The sequence below is a fragment of the Ensifer sp. B1-9 genome (assembly GCF_050474445.1).
Taxonomy (GTDB): domain Bacteria; phylum Pseudomonadota; class Alphaproteobacteria; order Rhizobiales; family Rhizobiaceae; genus Ensifer.
Map to the genome: position 1 here is coordinate 221486 of NZ_JBCHVG010000009.1, position 20039 is coordinate 241524.

15 protein-coding genes and 1 riboswitch are annotated in these 20039 nt (G+C 62.3%); of the genes, 7 read left to right on the forward strand and 8 right to left on the reverse strand.

The window, feature by feature from the left end:
* The first annotated feature begins 394 nt into the window (after positions 1-394).
* Positions 395-515, forward strand: a riboswitch (TPP riboswitch).
* A gap of 157 nt (positions 516-672) precedes the next feature.
* The 4 genes from thiO to ACQ5BM_RS18555 are packed head-to-tail and all read left to right on the forward strand — an operon-like array spanning position 673 to position 3217.
* Complete coding sequence (gene thiO / locus ACQ5BM_RS18540) at positions 673-1644, forward strand: glycine oxidase ThiO (RefSeq protein ID WP_429814176.1); 972 nt, start codon at positions 673-675, stop codon at positions 1642-1644.
* Positions 1641-1838 (forward strand): sulfur carrier protein ThiS, encoded by a 198-nt coding sequence (gene thiS, locus ACQ5BM_RS18545; RefSeq protein ID WP_429814178.1) that lies wholly within the window; start codon positions 1641-1643, stop codon positions 1836-1838. Before thiO ends, thiS begins: the two co-directional genes overlap by 4 nt.
* A gap of 3 nt (positions 1839-1841) precedes the next feature.
* A complete protein-coding gene (locus ACQ5BM_RS18550; RefSeq protein ID WP_429814181.1) occupies positions 1842-2615 on the forward strand; it encodes a thiazole synthase in 774 nt (257 codons plus the stop codon).
* On the forward strand, positions 2612-3217 hold the full coding sequence (locus ACQ5BM_RS18555) for a thiamine phosphate synthase (protein WP_429814184.1): 606 nt from the start codon (positions 2612-2614) through the stop codon (positions 3215-3217). Before ACQ5BM_RS18550 ends, ACQ5BM_RS18555 begins: the two co-directional genes overlap by 4 nt.
* Before the next feature lie 34 nt (positions 3218-3251).
* Here ACQ5BM_RS18555 and ACQ5BM_RS18560 read toward each other — a convergent pair whose 3' ends face one another.
* A complete protein-coding gene (locus ACQ5BM_RS18560) occupies positions 3252-4994 on the reverse strand; it encodes an amidohydrolase family protein (protein ID WP_429814187.1) in 1743 nt (580 codons plus the stop codon).
* Between the two features lie 126 nt (positions 4995-5120).
* On the opposite strand from ACQ5BM_RS18560, the gene ACQ5BM_RS18565 reads away from it, so the two are divergent.
* From ACQ5BM_RS18565 to ACQ5BM_RS18575, 3 genes are all read left to right on the forward strand, one after another.
* Positions 5121-9233, forward strand: a complete 4113-nt coding sequence (locus ACQ5BM_RS18565) for an AAA family ATPase (protein WP_429814190.1) — start codon at positions 5121-5123, stop codon at positions 9231-9233.
* Positions 9230-10789, forward strand: coding sequence for a B12-binding domain-containing radical SAM protein (locus ACQ5BM_RS18570; RefSeq protein ID WP_429814193.1), 1560 nt, complete (start codon positions 9230-9232; stop codon positions 10787-10789). Before ACQ5BM_RS18565 ends, ACQ5BM_RS18570 begins: the two co-directional genes overlap by 4 nt.
* Positions 10790-10956: 167 nt before the next feature.
* Positions 10957-12030, forward strand: coding sequence for a glycoside hydrolase family 25 protein (locus ACQ5BM_RS18575; RefSeq protein WP_429814196.1), 1074 nt, complete (start codon positions 10957-10959; stop codon positions 12028-12030).
* Between the two features lie 141 nt (positions 12031-12171).
* On the opposite strand, the gene ACQ5BM_RS18580 is transcribed toward ACQ5BM_RS18575, so the two are convergent.
* From ACQ5BM_RS18580 to ACQ5BM_RS18610, 7 genes are all read right to left on the reverse strand, one after another.
* Positions 12172-13176 (reverse strand): ScyD/ScyE family protein, encoded by a 1005-nt coding sequence (locus ACQ5BM_RS18580; RefSeq protein WP_429814199.1) that lies wholly within the window; start codon positions 13174-13176, stop codon positions 12172-12174.
* Positions 13155-13910, reverse strand: coding sequence for a formylglycine-generating enzyme family protein (locus tag ACQ5BM_RS18585; protein WP_429814465.1), 756 nt, complete (start codon positions 13908-13910; stop codon positions 13155-13157). Before ACQ5BM_RS18585 ends, ACQ5BM_RS18580 begins: the two co-directional genes overlap by 22 nt.
* 10 nt (positions 13911-13920) lie before the next feature.
* A complete protein-coding gene (locus ACQ5BM_RS18590) occupies positions 13921-14982 on the reverse strand; it encodes an ABC transporter ATP-binding protein (protein WP_429814201.1) in 1062 nt (353 codons plus the stop codon).
* 4 nt (positions 14983-14986) lie between these two features.
* Positions 14987-15847, reverse strand: a complete 861-nt coding sequence (locus tag ACQ5BM_RS18595; protein ID WP_429814203.1) for a carbohydrate ABC transporter permease — start codon at positions 15845-15847, stop codon at positions 14987-14989.
* A gap of 7 nt (positions 15848-15854) precedes the next feature.
* Positions 15855-16775 (reverse strand): carbohydrate ABC transporter permease, encoded by a 921-nt coding sequence (locus ACQ5BM_RS18600; protein WP_429814206.1) that lies wholly within the window; start codon positions 16773-16775, stop codon positions 15855-15857.
* 202 nt (positions 16776-16977) lie between these two features.
* Positions 16978-18237 (reverse strand): ABC transporter substrate-binding protein, encoded by a 1260-nt coding sequence (locus ACQ5BM_RS18605; protein WP_429814208.1) that lies wholly within the window; start codon positions 18235-18237, stop codon positions 16978-16980.
* A 197-nt stretch (positions 18238-18434) separates the two neighbouring features.
* On the reverse strand, positions 18435-19952 hold the full coding sequence (locus ACQ5BM_RS18610; protein WP_429814210.1) for a patatin-like phospholipase family protein: 1518 nt from the start codon (positions 19950-19952) through the stop codon (positions 18435-18437).
* Between the last annotated feature and the right edge of the window lie 87 nt (positions 19953-20039).

The following is a 20039-nucleotide window of genomic DNA, read 5'->3' on the forward strand; positions in this document are numbered from 1 at the left end:
ATAGATAGAATCTAATATTATCTATAATTTCTTTCGAAGTGAACCCGGGCAACCATTCAAAAGGAGAGACTCGACAAAAGCGCAACCATAGAGCGAATAGACAAAAGCCGAGCTCGACGTCGTACGGGTGATAACTCAAATAATTTCCATGATTTAGAACCACAGCGCCTACAGCAGAAGGCAGGACGATAAAAAGTGAAGGCCCGCTATCCTGCCTCCGTGAAGCATTCGAAACCCGCTGTCCGTCCACTAATCAGCAGTGAATCGGCAACACCGAAATGTGCGGCCACCTCAATTTTATAGATAATTTTGGTCCGAACCCGATTCGAACGGCCATACGCGATGTGCGCGACGGCGGCTCTTGACAAAATCTGGTCCAGCCCGTCAGTCTTGAAACATTCACCAGGGGTGTCCCGGCAAGGGGCTGAGATTCTGCTAGGCGGTTTGCGCGGCGCAGTGACCCGTTGAACCTGATCCAGTTCATACTGGCGTAGGGACGGTGCAGACATCGCTGCCGTAATCGTCGCGTTCGCGCGGACTGACTTCGGCAAGGCGTCCTTCCTTCCCTTCCGGTTCGAACTGGGTCTCCAATCATGGAGCCTCGGCAATGCGTATCTTCACCGCGACTTTTCCCACAACACGTCCCGCTGGCCGCGACTGGGCGCATTGACCATGCGCGCCCTCATCAAAGGCGCCGGCGTCGTGGGGCTGGCCTGCGCCCATGAATTGACCGCCCGAGGCGTCGAAGTGACGGTTGCGGAACGGCAGCCAGACTTCTCGGGGGCCGCGTCCTGGTTTGCCGGCGGCATGCTTGCGCCCTGGTGCGAGCGCGAGAGCGCCGAGGAACCGGTGCTGACACGCGGCATCGCCGCCATCGATTGGTGGGATCGGGTGCTTCCCGGAGAGGTATCGCGCAACGGCACCCTCGTCGTCGCCCCGCCACGCGACGCCGGCGAACTCAAACGCTTCGCTTCGCGCACCTCCGGCTTCGAGTGGCTCGATGCCGAGGCGCTCGCAGTGCTGGAGCCGGCGCTTGCCGGGCGCTTCCGGGAGGCGCTGTTCTTTCCGGGCGAGGCGCATCTTAACCCGCGCCGAGCGCTTTGCCTGCTGAGGCAAAAGCTCGTCGAACGCGGTGTCGCGCTCATCGGCGAGACGGATCGCGACGGCGCCTACGATCTAATCGCCGACTGCCGCGGCGCAGCAAGAATCAACAGCACCGCCGGATTGCGTGGGGTGCGTGGCGAGATGCTCTACCTGCAGAGCGATGAAGTGGAATTGTCGCGGCCGGTTCGTCTCATCCACCCGCGCATCCCACTCTACATCGTGCCGCGCGGCAATGGCCTCTTCATGTGCGGGGCCACCATGATCGAAACCGATGACGGCGGTCCGATCACCGCCCGCTCCCTGATGGAATTGCTGAATGCCGCCTATGCGCTGCACCCTGCCTTTGGCGAGGCGCGCCTTCTCGAAACCGGCACCGGCGTCCGACCGGCCTTTGCAGACAACCTGCCGCGCATCAACCGCGCCGGAAACACCATCGCGCTCAACGGGCTCTACCGCCACGGCTTCCTGCTTTCGCCGGCTTTGGCCGAGGAAGCGGCGGACCTTGCGCTTGCCTGGAACCTGAAGGGAGACGCCGCATGAAATTGATTGTCAACGGCGAGGATCACGACCTCGCAGTCACGACCCTTGCCGAGCTTCTGGCGACACTCGACTTCGAAGGGGATTGGCTTGCTACCGCCGTCAATGGCGAGCTGGTGCACCGGGCCGACCGTTCGGCCCATTCCCTCAACGATTGCGACCGGATCGAAATTCTCTCGCCGATGAAAGGAGGCTGAGACATGCTGACGCTTTACGGACAGGAACTGCATTCCCGCCTGCTTCTGGGCACCGCCCGCTACCCCTCGCCTGCCTCCCTCGAAGACGCGGTTCGTTCGTCGGCAACCGAGGTCGTCACAGTCTCGCTTCGTCGCGAAACCGCCGGCGGGAAACAAGGCGGCGCCTTCTTCGAACTGATCCGCGCGCTCGGCGTGCGCGTGCTGCCGAACACCGCCGGCTGCCACTCGGTGTCGGAGGCGGTGCTGACCGCCAGGATGGCCCGCGAGGTGTTCGGCACGAACTGGATCAAGCTCGAAGTCATCGGCCATCAGGATACGCTGCAACCGGATGTCTTCGGGCTGGTCGAGGCGGCACGCATCCTCTCGACCGAAGGCTTCGAGGTCTTCCCCTATACGACCGACGACCTGGTGGTCGGCGAGCGCCTTGTGGAAGCCGGATGCAGGGTGCTGATGCCCTGGTGTGCGCCGATCGGCAGCGCCAAGGGGCCGCAGAACATCTCCGCCTTGAGAGCTATGCGGGCCCATTTTCCGGATCTGCCGCTGATCGTCGATGCCGGCATTGGCCGCCCGTCGCACGCAACGGCGGTGATGGAGCTCGGCTTCGATGCGGTTCTGCTCAATACTGCCGTCGCCGGAGCGGTAAAGCCGGCCCTCATGGCCTCCGCTTTCGCCCGGGCGATCGATGCCGGACGCGATGCCTTCGAGGCAGGTATGCTCGAACCGCGCGATTTTGCCGTCCCTTCCACGCCCGTCATCGGAAAGGCGGTGTTCGCGTGAAGCTCGATCCCTTCTACCTCATCGTCGACAGCGCGGCATGGATCGAGCGGCTGGTGCCGCTCGGCGTCAAGCTGGTGCAACTTCGCGTCAAGGATCGTCCGGATGCAGAGCTTCGCGACGAGATCCGCGCGGCCAAGGCGATCTGTGACCGCCATGGTTGCCAGCTCGTCGTCAACGACTACTGGCGCCTCGCGATCGAAGAGCGCTGCGATTTCGTCCATCTCGGCCAGGAGGATCTCGCCGACGCCGATCTCGCTGCGATCCGCGCCGCGGGCCTGAAACTCGGCCTCAGCACCCATGACGAGGCCGAGCTGGAGACGGCCCTTGCCGCCGGGCCCGACTACGTCGCGCTCGGGCCGATCTATCCGACGATCCTCAAGCAGATGAAATGGGATCCGCAGGGGCTGCCGCGCCTCTCCGCCTGGCGGGAGCGCGTCACGCCGCTGCCGCTCGTTGCGATCGGTGGGCTCAATGTCGACCGGATTGCCGGCGTCTTCGAGCATGGCGCCGACAGTGCCGCGGTCGTCACCGACATCACGCTGAATGCCGATCCCGAAGGGCGGACGCGCGAATGGATTGCACGCACGGCGCGCTGGCGATGAGCCTGCCTGACATGGCAGGTGCTACGACCTCATTTCAGGCGAACGCCAGTTCCGCGAGCCAGGCGCTATCGAGGCCGCGCTTGCGGCAATAGGCCATAAGCCGGTCGCGCGTTTTGCCTGGCCGATCGAGACCAAGAAAGCGGGAAGCGTTTCTCCAGAGGATGTTCTGCTGATGCTCGTCGCTGACGCTGGCGAGCGTCAGCTGCTCGGCGATCCGCGAAACATAGGCGTTGTAATCCTTCTCGAGCGCCATCATCGACCAGTCGGTCCCGAACATCAGATGGCGGGCGTCGGGATCGTAGGCGGCCAGCCATTTGTCCAGCAATTGACGGATCTCGGCGTGAAGAGTTTTGTCGTCGCTGCTGACCAGCTCACTGAGATAGCTTAAATCCGCAAAGAGGTTCGGGCGGCGCTCGTGGTCGATCGTTCTGCCGATGATCTCCTCCCAGCTCGGCGGCCCGGAAAACTTGTCCTGGGGACAAGAGACCATGACGCCCGTCGGTGCCCCGGGGCGCAGGATTTCGTCAAAGGCACCGAAATGCGCCAGGTTGATCCGCAGCTTGTCGTATTGGTTCGTATCGAGCAGATCCTTCCAATAGGCAGGGCTTGCCAGATTGCCATAGCCACAGCCTGCGCCAATGCTGTTTTCCGCATGCGCCATGATCGGCACGTCGTTGTCACGGCACCAGACGTAAAGACGCTTCAGCGCCGCATCGATCGCCGGGTCTACGTTGCCCCAAGCCTTGAAACCCATTGGCGGGTAGACCTTAACGCCGATGAAGCCTTTTTCCATGATCGCATACTGGACATTTGCCAGCGATGAGCCTGGCCTTTGCGCTTCCCGGTGCGGATCGAAGCCGACGAAGCTGTGCATGCGGATGCCGTGCTTCCTGGTGACGATCTGCTGGACCTCGTCCATGACGTCGATCTGGTCGCGCTGCGGCGATGATGTCCCGTGGAGCGACTTGTCGAAGTCCAGAATGCTCGGCGTGATCAGCGAAAGCCGGCATTTTGACGCAAAGATCTTGACATAGGCTTCCGCCAGATTTTCGCGGTAGTCCTGCATCAGCCGGACGAAGGAAAGATAGGTTCCGATCTGGTCGTGCGCCTTCGCGTTGTTGGCAAGGGTATCGGCCTCCTCGTCACTCATGCCGCCGGAGCTCCGCTGATCCAAACGTCTCTGGAATGTTTGTGGCAGATTGGGCGTGCCGCCCAGCTGGCGCAACAGACCGTCATAATCAGGGGATTGACCAAAGCTGCGCCTCGAAAATGTCGAGCGTTGTTCGTTGGCGCGCGCGACCAGATCCTTTATCGCGACGCGCAATTGCTCATCCCTGCGCCGTGCGAGCTCGGCGTCTGAGAGACGCCGCTCCCTTTTTCTTAGAACGGCAAGTTCATGCTTGGCTTTGGGCGCAACGTCACCAAGGGCGGTAACGAGAAAGACCACCAAGGCATTTTCCAGCCCCTTCGCCTCCTGCGCGTTTGAAGAGAGCCTTTTTTCCGGCATCTTTTCCCGCAGCGCCACGTAGCGAACCAGACCGTCCACCGGCACATCGGCCGCGTTGAAGAAATGGCAATGGACGTCGATGATCGGATGACTGAGATTGCAGGCGCCGGGCGAAGGCAGATGCCGGCATCCGGAAAGCACATTGGCAAAAACGCCCGCCGAAACCAGCCGCAAGAAATCGCGGCGCGCCACTGCGGCAACCGGACCAGCCCAGTCGACCCCCATCGTCCCCTCCTGTTGCGAGACCCCCTCGAACAATCGGGCAAACATTACTCCGTCCTGCCACCTCGCGAAACAGGTATTTACTTGCCGTTACTGGAGGATCGAAGATCAGCGTGAGTCGTCTTTCAGTCAGACAGGAGGCGTGTTACTCTAAAATCTTGGGGAGAATTTTGCGTGGTTGGTGGCGCCGGCAAATATGAGTTCCAACGTTACCTGTCCGGAGCCCTGGTCCAATGGTCCTCCCCGGCAGCGACGGAATCGGCTGCCCCGGCACGCGAAGACTTCCTCGGCGCGCTGCTTTTCGCCGACATCTCCGGCTTTACGCGCCTGACCGCTAAATGGTCCGAAAGTGACCGCGCTGCCGGCGCCGAACGCGTCAGCCTGCTTCTGAACGCCTTCATGGGCGAGCTCATCAGCCATATCGAGGAGCATGGCGGCACGGTCTTGAGTTTCGCCGGCGACAGCCTGATTGCCGGCTGGCGAGCGTCGTCTGCCGAAGGGCTCGAACAGACGGCCTGGCGCAGCTGTTATTGCGCCGAACGGATCCGCGAGCAAATCGGCGGGCCGGGCAATCTCGAAGATGCCCTTCAGCTGCGCATCGCCGTCGGCGCCGGCGCCATCACCCTGCTGCATCTCATGCCCCGCGCGGACCAGCGTTGGCTGATCGTCGGAGGCGACTGCCTGGCCCAGGCCGATCATGCCGGCCAATTGAGCGACGCCGGCGAGATTCTCGTTTCCGATGCCGTGTGGCAGTTGATCGGCAAGCGGGCCAAGGGCGGGCTGAACCGCGAAGGGACAGCGCGCCTCGATAGCATCGAACCCTGCTCGACCACGAAGGAAGCGCCCCGTACCGAGCCGGGCGCCGCATCCGAGCGGCTCGAGGCCTATCTCCCCCTTTCGCTGCGCAGCCGCCTGCTCTCACCGCTTTCGCAATGGCTCGCGGACCTCAGGACCGTGACCGCGCTTTTCGTGCATATCGTCGGCCGCGACCTCGATACGGATCTCGACCGGTTGAACAAGCTCGTGGCGCGCTCGATCGCCGTCGTCGGCCGCACCGGCGGAGAGATTCTGCACACGGCGCTCCATTCGGGCGGGCTCGAAGTCTTCGCCGTCTTCGGCCTGCCCGGCAAGAAGCACGCCGACAATGCGCGCCGAGCGATCATCGCTGCCCTGCGCCTGTCGAACGAACTCGACGAACCGGATCTCGGCCTGTCGGCGGGCGTCTCGACGGGCGAGAGCTTCTGCGGCGCACTCGGTACGATCCATCGCGCCGACTACACCGTCGTCGGCGCTGCCGTGAACATGGCCTCACGGCTGGCGAGCGTCGCCGCAGGCCGCATTCTCGTCGACCAGGCAACGGCGAAGGAAACCGCCGGCCAGATTGCTTTTTCCGGTCCCTGGACACTTGCTGTGCCCGGCATGCGCGGTGGCGTGGTCGCGTTTGCGCCGATTGCCGAGACCGTCGCGACGATCGACACCAAATCTCCCGTTCTTTTCAACCGGGCCGCCGAACTCGCGGCACTCAACACCTATGTGGAGCGCGCGGGCCGAGGACAGGCCGGGGTGATGATCGTCAAGGGTGATTCCGGCGTCGGCAAATCGGCTCTGCTTCGCGCCTTCGTCGAAACATGCCGTGACCAAGGAAGCCAGGTTCTGGTCGGCCATGCCGACGATATCGAGAGTGACGTACCTTACTTCGCCTGGCGTGGGGTGATCCGCGACCTGCTTGGCATCGGCGACCTGCGCGGCGCCAATGCCTCGGATCAGGTGATGCAGTTCTTCGCCCATCGACCCGAACTCGCTCATCTGGCACCGCTGCTTAACGATGCCATCAACCTCACTTTGACCGACACGGCCGAGACCCGGGCGATGTCGGGCGACGGGCGGTCCCACCGCTTGCGTGAATTGCTGCGCGATCTCATGACCGACAGCCTCTCCTGGGGGCGCGGTCTCGTCGTGCTCGAAGACGTCCATTGGCTGGACGAGGCATCCGGCCAGTTGCTCGGCCGCCTGGTTTGCGGACCGGCGCCGATCCCCGTCGTCGTTTCAACCCGGACGGCCAGGACGCAACAAGACCTGACGCGATGGACCGGACAACACCACAATGGTGCGCAGACACTCGAACTCCTGCCGCTCGATTTCGAGGGCACGATTTCACTCGTACGCGCATCGATCGGCAGCAGTTCCCCGGCAGATGGCTTTTGCGAAGCGGTCTATGCGCAGTCGGCCGGGAACCCGCTGCTCATACACGAAATCTGCCGGATGATCGGCGAACGGCGATTGCCGAAGACCGCAGAGACTCAGGCACCCCTGTCACTCCCCGAAACCCATTCGAACGAAGCGACCTTGCTCAATACGGCCAAGGTCACCGTGATCGCCCGAACCGATCAGCTCCCGGCCGAGCTCCAGGCGCTCCTGAAGATCGCAAGCGCCATGGGCGCGACTTTTTCCGCCGCGGAACTCCAGGCGCTGCCGCCGATCAGGAAGTCCGCCCTGGACATCGAGGCAAGCATCGGGCGGCTGCAGGCGGCCCATCTGGTCAAACCCATGGACGACCGCCCGGGGCGTTTCACATTCAGCCACGCCGTCATCCGCCAGGCCATCTACGACAGCATGCTTTCGGAACAGCGGCGTGAGGCGCATCGTGCGATCGCGCAGGCGATGGAAGAAAGCAGACAGCCCGACAATGCGGAAAGCCTGCCGCGCATCTTGAGCCATTGGGAGCGTGCCGGCGAGGCGGCACTTGCATTCAACTATATGGACCGCGTCGCCGAACTGCGCCTGCGCCAGTTCGACAATGCCGCCGTTGTCGACCTGATCGAGCGCTTTTTCGAGACTGCGCGCGATCTCTCAATCACGATCACGCCGGCACGGCGGGCGGCCGCCTGTTTTCTGCTCGGCGAAGCCAATCTCAATCTCGGCCGCGCCGAAGCTGCTCGGCATGCCTATGAGGAGGGTCTGCGGCTTTCCGGCCTGCCGCTTCCGCGCACCTCGGTCGGCCTCGCACTGCATCTGCTTCTCGATCTTGCAGAACAGGTGTGGCGCCGGCTGACCCATGGAGACAAGGACTGGATCCTGGAACGGGAGATCTCGCGATCGCCGTCCGATCCTTTCCTTCTCGCGGCAAAGGCGCATGAGGACCTGACGCGTATTTACTACTTCACCAGCGAGAAACTGCGGCTGATCCATGCGACGCTTCGCGCGACGAACCTTGCCGAAAGAAACAAATATGTCTCGCCGACGACCGCCACCAATTACGCAAGTCTCGGCGCCATCTGCGGCGTCATCCCGCTGCACAAGCAGGCCGAGCACTACAGCCGCTTGGCCGCCGCCCTTTCGGAGCGCGTCGACCAGTTGGGAACGCGCGTGCGTGTCGACCTCCTGTCGGGCATGTACCAGATCGGCATCGGCCATTGGCGCGAAGGCAAGCAGGCGTTCGAGGCCGGCCTCAACAATGCCTCGACCGTAGGCGATTTGAGGCGGTGGTGCGAAGTGGCCGTTGGCCTCGAGACGATTTCCGGTCCCTGGCTGCTGACCTCCGCTTTCGAAGGCGTTGCCCCCTGGGAGATCCTGGTTCAGCGGATCTGCGAAGAGGGCCGCAGGCGCGGCGACATCCAGGTGCTTGGCTGCGGTCTGCTTGGCCGTCTCAGGGGTCACACGGCCCTTGGCCGATGGTCTGCCATCGACGCCGATCTCGATGAGCTCAAGCAGATCATCACAGCAAAGGCCGACGGGCTGGAACTCGTACATTGCATCGAGGGCGCGTCTCTTCTGGCGGAGGCCGCGCGACGGCAGGGTGACACGGGCGCGGCAAGAGCCTGGTTCGAACGCGCGTTCTCCTGGTGCCAGACGCTCAACCCGGCAATGAAGACGCGAACCCTGCCGGCACTTGCCCGCCTGTTCGACGTGGCGAGCGATCCGGACGATGGCGACCCGGCTGCGGCGCAGCTTGTCCTCAGAAAGCTTGAGCGCTTCGCGCGCGTCTATCCTATCGGTCGCCCGGCGGCAGCGCTCGGCGAGGCGACGCTGTATCTGCATCGCGGCCAGCAGCGCCGCGCCGAGCGGGTGGCACGATACGCCTTCGCGGAGGCGATCCGGCTGGAGATGCCGGCCGTGGCGCTCGCTTCGTTGCACCATCCAGCCGGGCCGAAGGATGCGGCGGCCTGGCAGGCATTGGAGACAATGTTTGCCGTTCGGCAAAACACCTGGAGCGAGGTGCTCCAACTCGATCAGGCCGAGTTCCAGACCCATCTTCCGATCGTTGCGTTCGAGGGAGGCCATGCATGAACCAGTTTCGAGTGCCCCGCGTCCTGATCGTGCTTGCCCATTTCGACGAGACCAGAAATCCGCAAGGTCGCCCCGATTTCATTCCGCAGGGGATCGGCCACCTGTTCCTGGCCGGCGCCTTTGCCCGCAATCGCGTGCACCTTCGCGCCTACAGCGAATTTCACGACGGGCCGCTCGTCGACGAGACGGCTTTTGCGGAACTGGACATGCTGGTGCTGACCGGGGTCACCGCCGCCTTCGACCGGATGCGCCACCTGACTGCCTATGCCCGCACGAAATCGCCAGGCTGCGTCGTCGTCGCCGGTGGACCGGTCGTCCGCAATCTGCCGGTTTCGAGCGCCGAAACCTTCGACTACGCCTGCGACGGCGACGTCGAGGAGATGCAGGCCGTGATCAAAGAGGTCTTCGGGGAATGGGCGGTCTCCGAAACGATCCTGCCACGTTTCGACCTCGCCAATTGGGGCGGCCCGGTCAGTTACGTCGAGACGAGTCGCTACTGCAATTTCAAGTGCAGTTTCTGCGCGCTCACCGCGGAAGGTCGCCGCTACCACCGCTACGATCTCAGCTACATCGAAGCACAACTTCGCAATGCCCCGCCCAAGAAATACGTGCTGTTCATCGACAACAATTTCTACGGCAACAGCAAGGACGCCTTCCATGCCAAGCTCGAGCTGATCCGGTCGCTTTGGCGCGCGGGTCTGTTTCAGGGTTGGTTCGCGCTCGTCACCGGAGATTTCTTCCGAGACCCCGACAACCTCAAAGCGGTGCGCGCCGCCGGCTGCCTCGGGCTTTTCAGTGGCGTCGAGACGCTGAACGAAGCGCAGTTGAAGCGCTATCAGAAGAAGCAGAACCTGGTGGTGCCGCAACTGGAAGCCATTCAGACCTGTCTCAAGGCCGGCGTCGCCTTCCAATATGGACTGATGTTCGACCCGGCAGCGCAGACGATGCAGGCGATGCAGGACGAACTGGCCTTCATCACCGGCGAGAGCAGAATGCCATTGCCGGCCTTCCTGAGCCTGACGATCCCGCTGCTGGGCACTCCGCTCTTTGACGAATGCGCCGCAGAGGGTCGCTTCCTTCCTTCTGCTAAGCTGCGCGACATGGATGGGTTCACACTGATGACCCGCCCCCTCGACAACCTTGACGATGTCGCCCTGTTTGCCCGCAAGCTGTCGCGCCTCGATGGCAATCGCGCCCTAATCCTGCGCCATTGCCTCGGCTTCTACCGCAACTACCGCCGCTCGCTTTCGGGCCGGCAGATGATCCATCTGCTTGCCAACAGCCTGCGACTTGCCTTGCCCTCGGTCATGCATCGCCATGGTCTCCCGATGCGCTCGGGGAGCGACGACAATCTCACCTATGTCACGACGACGCAGCCGCTCGGACCGCTCTACACGCCGGCCTTCCGGGTCGGCGAAGGCTTCCGCTCGTATTTTGCGCCGACGATGATCACCGACGCCTCGGGCGCGCTTGACGAGACGATTGCCCGCAATCTCGAATTCCGCGCCGGCCAGCGGCGGCGGACCGGTACCGGCATGGAACACGCCCCTGGCTGAAACACTCCGGCAACTGCGTCAATGTGCCCTCGTCACTGCAACCTCCAGTGCGTGAAGTTGGGTCGGGTTGGTAAGATTGGATTCAATCTTTTTGGGTAAGCTTCCGTTAGCTATTCACACCTGTCGGCCGGCGATTGCCGTCGACCTTGTTCTGCGTACGGGTGCCCATGCGTCTTTCAGCTGCGACCGCAATCATTTTTGCCGGCCTTGTTTCGGGTTGCACTTCCAGTTCGAGCCTGGACACCATCGCACCGCGGCCCTCGCGTGAAACGACCAGCTCCGTCGTGCTTTCGGCCGCACCGGTACCGGCCGCCAATGTCGGCGCAAGGATCTCCGAGGTAACGCCACCCCAAACCGTCCAGTCCGCACCGCCGCAGGAGATGCTCGCCTGGGCGGGCCCGGTTCCGGAGCCTGAAGCCTTTGTGCCAGCGGCCAATACGACGACGACAACCGCGACCATGGACATGCCCGTCCCCGGCGCTCGGCCGGTCGCCTTCGTGGCCCCCGACAATCCGGTCACACAGACGATGCCGCAGGGGCGCTCTCGGATCTACGGCCACCGTTTCCGCGACGCCAAGCCGATCAATTTCGGCCGCGCCAAAAATCCGCGCAAGATGGCCGTCCACGGCGTCGATGTTTCGCGCTGGCAGGGCGAGATCGACTGGTCGAAGTTGCGCACCCAGGGCGCAAATTTCGCCTTCATCAAGGCGACGGACGGCGGCGACCATCTCGACCCGATGTTCAAGAAGAACTGGCGCGCCGCCAAGGCAGCCGGTATGCGGCGCGGCGCCTATCACTTCTTCTACTGGTGCCGCACCGCCGGCGAGCAGGCGGACTGGTTCATCCGCAACGTGCCGCGCGAACCCGGCGCTCTGCCGCCCGTGATCGACGTCGAATACAACGGCGAATCCAGCTGCAAGCGGCGCCTGTCACCCGAACGCGTGCGCGAAAAGATGCAGGTGTTCATGGACAAGCTCGAAGCGCATTACGGCCAGCGTCCGATCATCTATACGGCGCCGGACTTCTATGCCGACAACCTGCAGGGCGCATTCCAGAACTATCCGTTCTGGCTGCGCGCAGTGGCGCAGCATCCGTCCAAGGTCTACCCGAACCGCAAATGGCTGTTCTGGCAATATTCGGGCTCCGGCCTCTCGCACGGCGTCGACGGCAAGATCGACCTCAACGTTTTCCACGGCAGCGAAGACGAGTGGTATGACTGGCTGGAAGCACGGGCGAACTAAGCTGCAGCAACGGACCTCGAATAGCTCCGCTACGGCACGTTTCCCTAGATCGTCGCCGATTTAAAGATAAAACATGTAGCAACTCAACGTGCTACAGCGACCGTTGCGCGCCTGATAAGGCGCGCGGCGCTCGTTGCGCCTTCACCGCCCCTCTTCGCGGGCCAGAAAGAGCAGCGTGCCGCCGAGTTCGGAGATGACGATCTGCCTGTCGTCCCACACGAGGACGGAGACCGGTCGCGTCAGCCCATCGACCACCGTCTCCCGGCTGCCCGTCGCATTATCGAACAGCAGCAGCCGGCCACTGGTTGCTCGAAACCCCTGTTGTTGGTCGTATACGCCGTGTTCGAGGATGAGCATCCGTCCCTTTTTGTCGAAGGCAACAGCGACCGGTGCATTCAGGCCGTCAACCTCCGGCCGCAGCTCCGCACCCTCGCTTTTCTCCGGAATTGAAACGACCTTCCCGGCACCGGCGAGGAAAGGGAAACCGCCGAAAAGCGCAACATAGAGACGCCCCTGGCGAAGCGTGATCCCGGTCGGCACCGCATCGACCTCGTAGCTCCCCTTGTTGAACTCCGTCGGGGAGAGTGTTTCCAGCGCGGCCGCCTGTTGACGAAGGCGGCGAAAGCTCATGAGCGTCTGCTTGCGACCGTCGGTTCCAAGTCGTTCGACGCTGTTGCGCGCAGAATCGACGACGTAATAGCCATCCACGGCGGTGACGAGGTCGAACGGATTCCAGAAGTCGGCGTTGATGACACGGCGCCTGCCGGCACCGTCAATCGCGATGAGGGCGTGATCATAGGGTCCGGCATCTGTATCGGCCGGCGTCCATCCTTGGGCGACGACAAGCTTGTCGCCGACACGAAGCACCCGATAGGGACCGGTCGGGTCGCCGATCACGTCGAGGCCATGGGGAAAGACCGGACCGAACGCTTCGAAGTCGCCCGCAGGCATCCGCCGGTAGAGCCGGCCACTGGCAAGATCGGTAACGAGAAGGGCCTCGCCGTCGCGAGAAAGGCCGCCGAAGGCAGCACCGGCCTTGCTGAAGCTTTCAAGCCGGTAGCCCGGGGCGACCGCCGGCTCGGCAGCGGTACCTGCTGCGAGAAGCAAGAAGGCGACGAGGATCGTCATCTGCCGGAACGGACGCATCGGAAACCGCCATTCCCCGAGAACCGGAAGTTGGGATCATAGGCCAAACGATAGGTTGTGGTAAGATGTGTGGGATCGCTGTTCCAGGCCCCGCCGCGCAGCACGCGATACGATTTGGCGCCGCTGCTGGCGGCCGTGCCAGCATAGGGCGCATAGAGATCGCTCGTCCATTCCCAGACATTGCCGACGAGGTTGAGTACTCCTTCGCCGCTTGCACCATCGGCAAACGACAGGGCGGGGGCAGTCATCGGATAGCCGTCGCTCACGTCGCCAGCGCAGCAAATCGCGGCGCCGGCGTTGGCGCGGCGGCCATCCGCGGGCGCAGTACCCCATGGAAACGCCTGCCCCTCGGTCCCGCGCGCCGCCCTCTCGTACTGCTGCTCCGAAGGGAGAGTGAGGCCATAATGACGGCAAAAGGCATCGGCGTCTCCCCAGCTTACCCCGACCACCGGATAATCGTCCAAACCGAGAATCGGATGCCCCGCGTAGAAAGCGGGACGATGGCCCGTCGCTTCCACGAAGGCCCGATATTGCCGATTGGTGATTTCGGTGCGGTTGATCGCAAAGGCGTGGCCCGACACCAGGCGGCGCGGGCGTTCGTTTTCCGGGCCGTCGTCACGGCCGAACACGAAAGTGCCGGCGGGAATGTCGATAAGCGGATTGCCGGCGATCGGACCGTCATCGGCGGTGGTCGCCCTCGCCGCAAAAAACGTGAGCGCGATCGCTAGAACCATCATTCGGAAACTAGAAGTCGACACGACGCTGAGACTCGCCATCGAACAGAAACACCCGATCGGCCGCGACCTTGATGCCAATCGGCTGGTCGATCTGACCTGCGAAATTCTTGTCTGCCCGCAGGGTCAGCAATTGGGCGCCGAGCCTGAGGCTGACAAGCGTGTTCTCTCCGGTGAGTTCGACCGAGTAGATTGGAGCGACCAGATTGGCATCGTGACCCCCGGCTCCCGTCGCATGGATGTCTTCTGGGCGAACGCCGAGAACCGCGCGGGGAACGCTTGCCTGGCCGAGCCCGCCGACCCTCAGCGCAGCGCTCGTGAAGATGCCGTCCCTCGCCTCGCCCGGAATGAGGTTCATCGGCGGCGAGCCGATGAAGCCGGCGACGAAAAGCGTACGCGGATCGCTGTAGATGTCCCGCGGCGTACCCAATTGCTCGATCACCCCCTTGTTCATGACCGCCACCCGATGCGCCAGCGTCATCGCTTCGATCTGGTCGTGCGTGACGTAGATCGTCGTGACCTGGAGCTCATGCTGGAGATGTTTCAGCTCCGAGCGCATCTGGGTGCGCAGCTTCGCGTCGAGATTGGAGAGCGGCTCGTCCATGAGAAAGACGCGCGGCGTGCGCACGATCGCACGGGCAAGCGCGACGCGCTGGCGCTGGCCGCCCGAAAGTTCCCTTGGCAGACGTGACAGCATGGTCTCGAGTTCCACCCGACGCGCGACTTCGGCGACGCGCCGTTTGCTTTCCTCGGGTGGCACTTTGCGGATCTTGAGAGGGTAGCCGATGTTCTGCTCGACGGTCAGGTGCGGGTAGAGCGCATAGGACTGGAAGACCATCGCGACGTCGCGATACTTCGGCAGGACACCATTAATGCGTTCCGCATCGATGTAGATATCGCCGGAGGTCGCCTCCTCGAGGCCAGCGACCATGCGCATCGTCGTGGTCTTGCCGCAACCGGAGGGGCCAAGCAGGACGAGAAACTCCTTGTCCCGGACCTCCAGATTAAAGTCGGCCACCGCGACGAATTCGCCGAATTTCTTGGAGACGTTGTTGAACGTCACGGACGCCATGGTCTCACCCCTTGACCGCCCCGAGAGACAACCCCCGGACCAGATGCTTCTGAACGATGAACGCGAAGATGACGATCGGCACGCAGGCCATGAACCCGGCGGCGCTGATTTCCCCCCAATAGGTCTTGTACTGCGTCACCCGCCCGGCAATGCCGATCGGCAGCGTCTGCGACTGCTCGGTGAGCGTGATGATCAGGGAAAGCAGGAACTCGTTCCAGGAGATGATCAGGCAGAAGATGGCGGTGGCCGCGAGCCCTGGACGCGCCAGCGGCAAGGCGACATGCAGGAAGGCGCCCCATCGCGTATCACCGTCGACGATCGCCGCCTCTTCCAATTCGACAGGCAAGTCCTGGAAATAGCTCTTCATCATCCAGGTGGCGAACGGCAGGTTGAAGGCGGTGTAGGCGATGATGAGCGCCGACTTGGTGTTGAGCATGTCGAAGGCGTTGAAGAACAGATAGAGCGGGATGATGCTGACGATCGGCGGCATCATCCGCGTCGAAAGAATCCAGAACGAGATCTGCTTGCGCCATTGCCAGGGATAGCTGAATCGCGCCAAGGCATAACCAGCCATCGTGCCGAAGCCGACAGAGATGATCGTGGTGCCGACCGCGACGAGCAAACTGTTCAGTGCGTAGCGCAGGAACGGACGCTGGATGAACGCTTCGTCATAGTGCTTCAAGGTCGGGTTGCGCGGCAACCATTCGGGCGGCACGGCGAAAATGTCGATGTCGTATTTGAACGAATTCACCGCGATCCAATAAACGGGAAACAACGTCAGGATCAGCGCGACGAGGATTGTCAGATAGGCGGCCAGGCGGAGAAGCATTTCGCTGCCACGGCTGCGAGTTCTTATCGTCGCCATCGTCGCCTCACTCCGCCAGCCGCATGCGCTTCATGAACCAGGTGCTCAGCACGATCGTCACGAATAGCACGAAGAGCGAGATCGCTGCAGCGTAGCCGGGATCGGCGAAGCGGTAGGCGACCTGATAGATGTACAGGCTCAAGACTTTCGTTCGATCCGCCGGACCTCCCCCCGTCAGGATGAAGACCAGATCGAAGAGACGCAGCGCATCCATGACGCGCAAGAGCACGGCAATCGCGATGACCGGTTTCAGGAAAGGCAGCGTCAGATCCCAGAACTGCCGCCAGGACGAGGCGCCGTCGAGCGCCGCCGCCTCGTAGGGCTCGATCGGCAGACTTGCCAGCCCCGCCAACATCAACAGGAATATGAATGGCGTCCACTGCCAGACATCGGCGACGATGATTGAGAACATCGCCAAATTCACGTCGCCCGCCCAGGCCTGCAATGGAAGACCGAGACGGAACATGATCTCGTTCAGGACGCCAAACTGTGGCTCATAGATGATCTTCCAGGTGATCGCGACGGCGATCGGCGGCAGCATCATCGGGATCATCAGGACGGTTTTCAGAAAGGTCAGCCGGCGGATGAACTTATCAAGCAGCAGCGCCAGGCCCAGTCCGAGCAAGAATTCAAACGTCACCGCCACGATCGTGAACACCGCGGTGTTGCGCAGCGCGACGTGAAACTGGGCGTCGGTCAACAGCCGCGCGAAATTGCCTGAGCCGACGAACTCCCAGGGCAGATCAGGATTGGGGCTGATCCTGTGGACCGCCGCATAGAACATGTAGAAGCTGGGAAAGATCGTCAGTGCCAGAAGGACGATCATCGTCGGCGCAAGCATCAGGTAGCGCAGGTGACGCTCGGTCCAATGCTCGAGCGCGCCACCTCTGGGCGGCGCCATCGGCATGCCTTTGTCGGGCCTCAACATTGGCTCCTCCCGCAGGCGCTACTGCATGTGTCCGTAGCCAATCAAGGATGCAAACATGCAGCAATTCAAAATGCGACAGCGACCGTTGCGTCTCTGATAAGAGTCGGGCGCTTTCGCTACTGACGTCGGATGCGACCCCACCGGTCGGTTCCGGTGCGGCCGCAAGAGCAGAGCCTGTGGCCCTACCGTTATAGGCGTCCGCCTATTTAAGCCCGGTGATTTCTTCGACCGCTTTCTGTGAGTTCTTCAGCGCCTCCTCCGGCGTGATCGTGCCCGCGACTGCCTTGGAAAGCTCGATCCCGAAGGCATTTTCGATCTCCGGCCACTTCGGATGGCGCGGCCGTGGCGTCGAGGCCTGGATCGCCTCCATCAGCACCGGGTAATGGCGGAATTTCTCCTGCTTGGTCAGTTCCGGATCGGTGAAGACCGAGGTGCGGACCGGCGGATTACCGCGCTCGGCGGAGATCTTGATCTGCTCGGGCGAGGTCGCCCAGATCATAAAGTCGAAAGCCTCCTGCTTGTTCTTGGAAGCCGACATGATGCCCATGGTCCAATGGCCGATTTCGGAGCTGCCCGGTTTCGTGCCCGCCGGAATCGGACTGTAGGATATCTTGCCGACCATTTTCGATTGGGTCGGATCCTCGAAGGTCGCAACCCAGTTCGGCCAGTTGATTGACGACGCTGCGGTGCCGGCGGCAAGCGCAGTGCCCACCTCGTTGGCGTTATAGCTCTCGATCCCCTTTGGAGAAACGTCGCGGAGCGCCATGAATGTCTTCATCGCGGCCGCGCCTTCCGGCGTGTCGATCGTCACCTTCGTACGATCCTCGTTGAACATATTGGCGCCATAGGACCAGAAGATCGGCATGAAATCGGCGACGACCGGGTTACCCTGGCCGCCACGGAAAACGTAACCGAAATAGCGACCGCCGCCTTCTTTGGTCAGGGCCTGGCTCGCCTTCAAGACGTCGTCCCAGGTCTTGGGGGCGTCAACACCGGCTTCCTTGTATTTCGCGGCGTCGTAGAAGAACATCTGCGCGTTACCCACATAGGGCAGGCAGACATAGGGACCCGTATTGTAAGGGTTGCGGCATATTGCCAGCGACTTCGAAAGGAAATCGGTGTCCGGCCCCTCTAAGCCCGCCTTCTTGAAGAATGGCGTCAGATCCTCCAGATGTCCGTTCTCCGCGAAAAACGGAATCCATGGGTCATCCATCAGGATGATGTCGAACACGCCGGATTTGGTCGCTCCTGCATTGGCGCCCTGCTCAAACACATTGGCGTAAGGCGCCTGCACGATCTCCACCTTCGTGCTCTTCATTTTCGAGTAGTCGGCGGCAGCGGCCCTTAGGCCGTCACCTTCACTGCTCGATGGCACGAGGATTGTAAAATCGGCCCATGCAGCCCCGTTGATCGCAAGCGTAGATGCCGCGGCAGCCAAAACGAGAAACAGTTTGCGAACCATTGTACACCTCCCAATCCGAGTTGTTGGTCAAAGGCCACTTCGCAATGGACCCGACCTTGCCCGGCATGGTGGAGACGCTGCCTCGACATCCACAAACGATTGAACAACAAGATGAAATGGAGGCCGGCATCTCCTTAGCCGGCTGTTGCTCCCGCGATGAGTTTATCACATCAAAAGGCTTATTCAGAGAGGTTGCATTAGTATTTACTGTTATTTAGATCGCGCGAGCGCCAATTCGACAAGGCGCTCATACGCCCATCCGTCGTGCTCCGCCTGATGCGGTCCAGGAATCGCTGGTATCCGGGATGCTCGATGAGCAACCGCCGGCCAAGGCCCGACAGGAAATCGACATCCTCCGCATCCAATGCCAGCCTGTTGTGGAGCTTCATGATCCGCCGCGCCAGTGGCGGGTCGACGATATCGGTCAAGGCCAGCCGGATGACATCGACATCAAGATCGCCGCAGCCTCGCCTTGCACCACCCATGCCGCAACGCCATTTCACGAATTTGTTGCGCCAGGCGGGCAGATGGTCGCGCAAGGCATCGAAGCTTTGGAGGTTGGGGATGTTGATCATCGCGTCGATGGCCGCGACGATCGCATCCGGCGCCTTGGGGCTGTCGACGGTTTGCGACAGATCCCCTCCGATGCGGGTCGAGGCATCGACGACGATGACGATCAGGTGCCTGAGGCGCAGGGCCCGTTCCTCTGGAATGGGTTCGGGCGCCGACCGCCCCATTAGATGCAGCAGGCTCTGCGTTCCGACGCCATCGACCAGACCACCGTCGTAGAGCTTGAGATAGTTGAGATCCTTCGCCGTTTCGTAGCGCCTGAGTGAATCGGCGTATTCGCGCGCGACGAGCGAGCCCGGCGGCTGCGATCGCGCCGCCTGTGCGCGCTCCGGCAAAGCCTCACAGCCGGTCCGGAAGTTCTTTAAGGTCAGAGGCGCAAACACCACCGGGACTGCGGCCGAGGCGGCGACGGCATAGGCGAGCGAATAGTCGTCGTAGCTGCTGCAAATGGCGGTGAAGGACGCTCGGTCGAAGATGAACGGCGCGCGGTTATAGAGGTCGGTCGCATGGATCACCAGGCGCGGGTGACCCGGGCGGGCAACGGTGCCGAGTGTCGCTCCCTTGAACAGGTTCGCATCGAGCCACGCAGGAAAGCCGGATAGATCGTTCACCCCGCCGCGATAGCCGCGCAGGATATTCGCCGGCGAAAACGACATCCTAAGCGAGGCCTCGACGTCGCGCCCGAGGAAACGCTTGCGAAAATCTTCAAGGCCCGAACGGCCATATAGGGCGAAATAAGAGGCAAGCACCGCGCCGCCGGAAACACCGGCGACGACAGCGACATCATCCGCAAGACGACGCTCCCTTGCGGCCGGTGATGGCTCTTCCGCCAGCGCCGACAACACGCCGTAGCCGAAGGCGGCAGAGCGGGCACCGCCTCCGGAAAAGGCAAGGACGATACCGGTGTCGCCGGCATCCGAGACTGGCTGCTGCCGGGGCACTGCTCCGGTCGTCAGCTCGAGCCGCGTGTTGGTCGGCGTCACATCCGGGCCGGCGCAGCCGGCCGCAGCAAGTGCAAGCGCCAGCGCTCCACGCCGCAGAAGCCGCCTTGTGTGCGCAACCACAACCTGCCGCACGGTGTGGCGGCGAGCAGCCCCTTCTCCGTTTTCCTTGATTGAATGTCGCTTTCGTTTGCTGACCTTCATGCGCCCTGATCCAGGTTGGCTTTGCCCGCAAGAATTGACGTTCGCGAGCAATTGCCGCCCAGCCTAAGGATCTACATTGAGACAGCA

Bases quoted from the DNA above. Each gene is read 5' to 3' on its own strand.
- thiO (WP_429814176.1), top strand. From the start codon at position 673: ATGCGCGCCCTCATCAAAGGCGCCGGCGTCGTGGGGCTGGCCTGCGCC.
- thiS (WP_429814178.1), top strand. From the start codon at position 1,641: ATGAAATTGATTGTCAACGGCGAGGATCACGACCTCGCAGTCACGACC.
- ACQ5BM_RS18550 (WP_429814181.1), top strand. From the start codon at position 1,842: ATGCTGACGCTTTACGGACAGGAACTGCATTCCCGCCTGCTTCTGGGC.
- ACQ5BM_RS18560 (WP_429814187.1), bottom strand. From the start codon at position 4,994: ATGTTTGCCCGATTGTTCGAGGGGGTCTCGCAACAGGAGGGGACGATG.
- ACQ5BM_RS18570 (WP_429814193.1), top strand. From the start codon at position 9,230: ATGAACCAGTTTCGAGTGCCCCGCGTCCTGATCGTGCTTGCCCATTTC.
- ACQ5BM_RS18575 (WP_429814196.1), top strand. From the start codon at position 10,957: ATGCGTCTTTCAGCTGCGACCGCAATCATTTTTGCCGGCCTTGTTTCG.
- ACQ5BM_RS18580 (WP_429814199.1), bottom strand. From the start codon at position 13,176: ATGCGTCCGTTCCGGCAGATGACGATCCTCGTCGCCTTCTTGCTTCTC.
- ACQ5BM_RS18585 (WP_429814465.1), bottom strand. From the start codon at position 13,910: ATGGTTCTAGCGATCGCGCTCACGTTTTTTGCGGCGAGGGCGACCACC.
- ACQ5BM_RS18590 (WP_429814201.1), bottom strand. From the start codon at position 14,982: ATGGCGTCCGTGACGTTCAACAACGTCTCCAAGAAATTCGGCGAATTC.
- ACQ5BM_RS18595 (WP_429814203.1), bottom strand. From the start codon at position 15,847: ATGGCGACGATAAGAACTCGCAGCCGTGGCAGCGAAATGCTTCTCCGC.
- ACQ5BM_RS18600 (WP_429814206.1), bottom strand. From the start codon at position 16,775: ATGTTGAGGCCCGACAAAGGCATGCCGATGGCGCCGCCCAGAGGTGGC.
- ACQ5BM_RS18605 (WP_429814208.1), bottom strand. From the start codon at position 18,237: ATGGTTCGCAAACTGTTTCTCGTTTTGGCTGCCGCGGCATCTACGCTT.
- ACQ5BM_RS18610 (WP_429814210.1), bottom strand. From the start codon at position 19,952: ATGAAGGTCAGCAAACGAAAGCGACATTCAATCAAGGAAAACGGAGAA.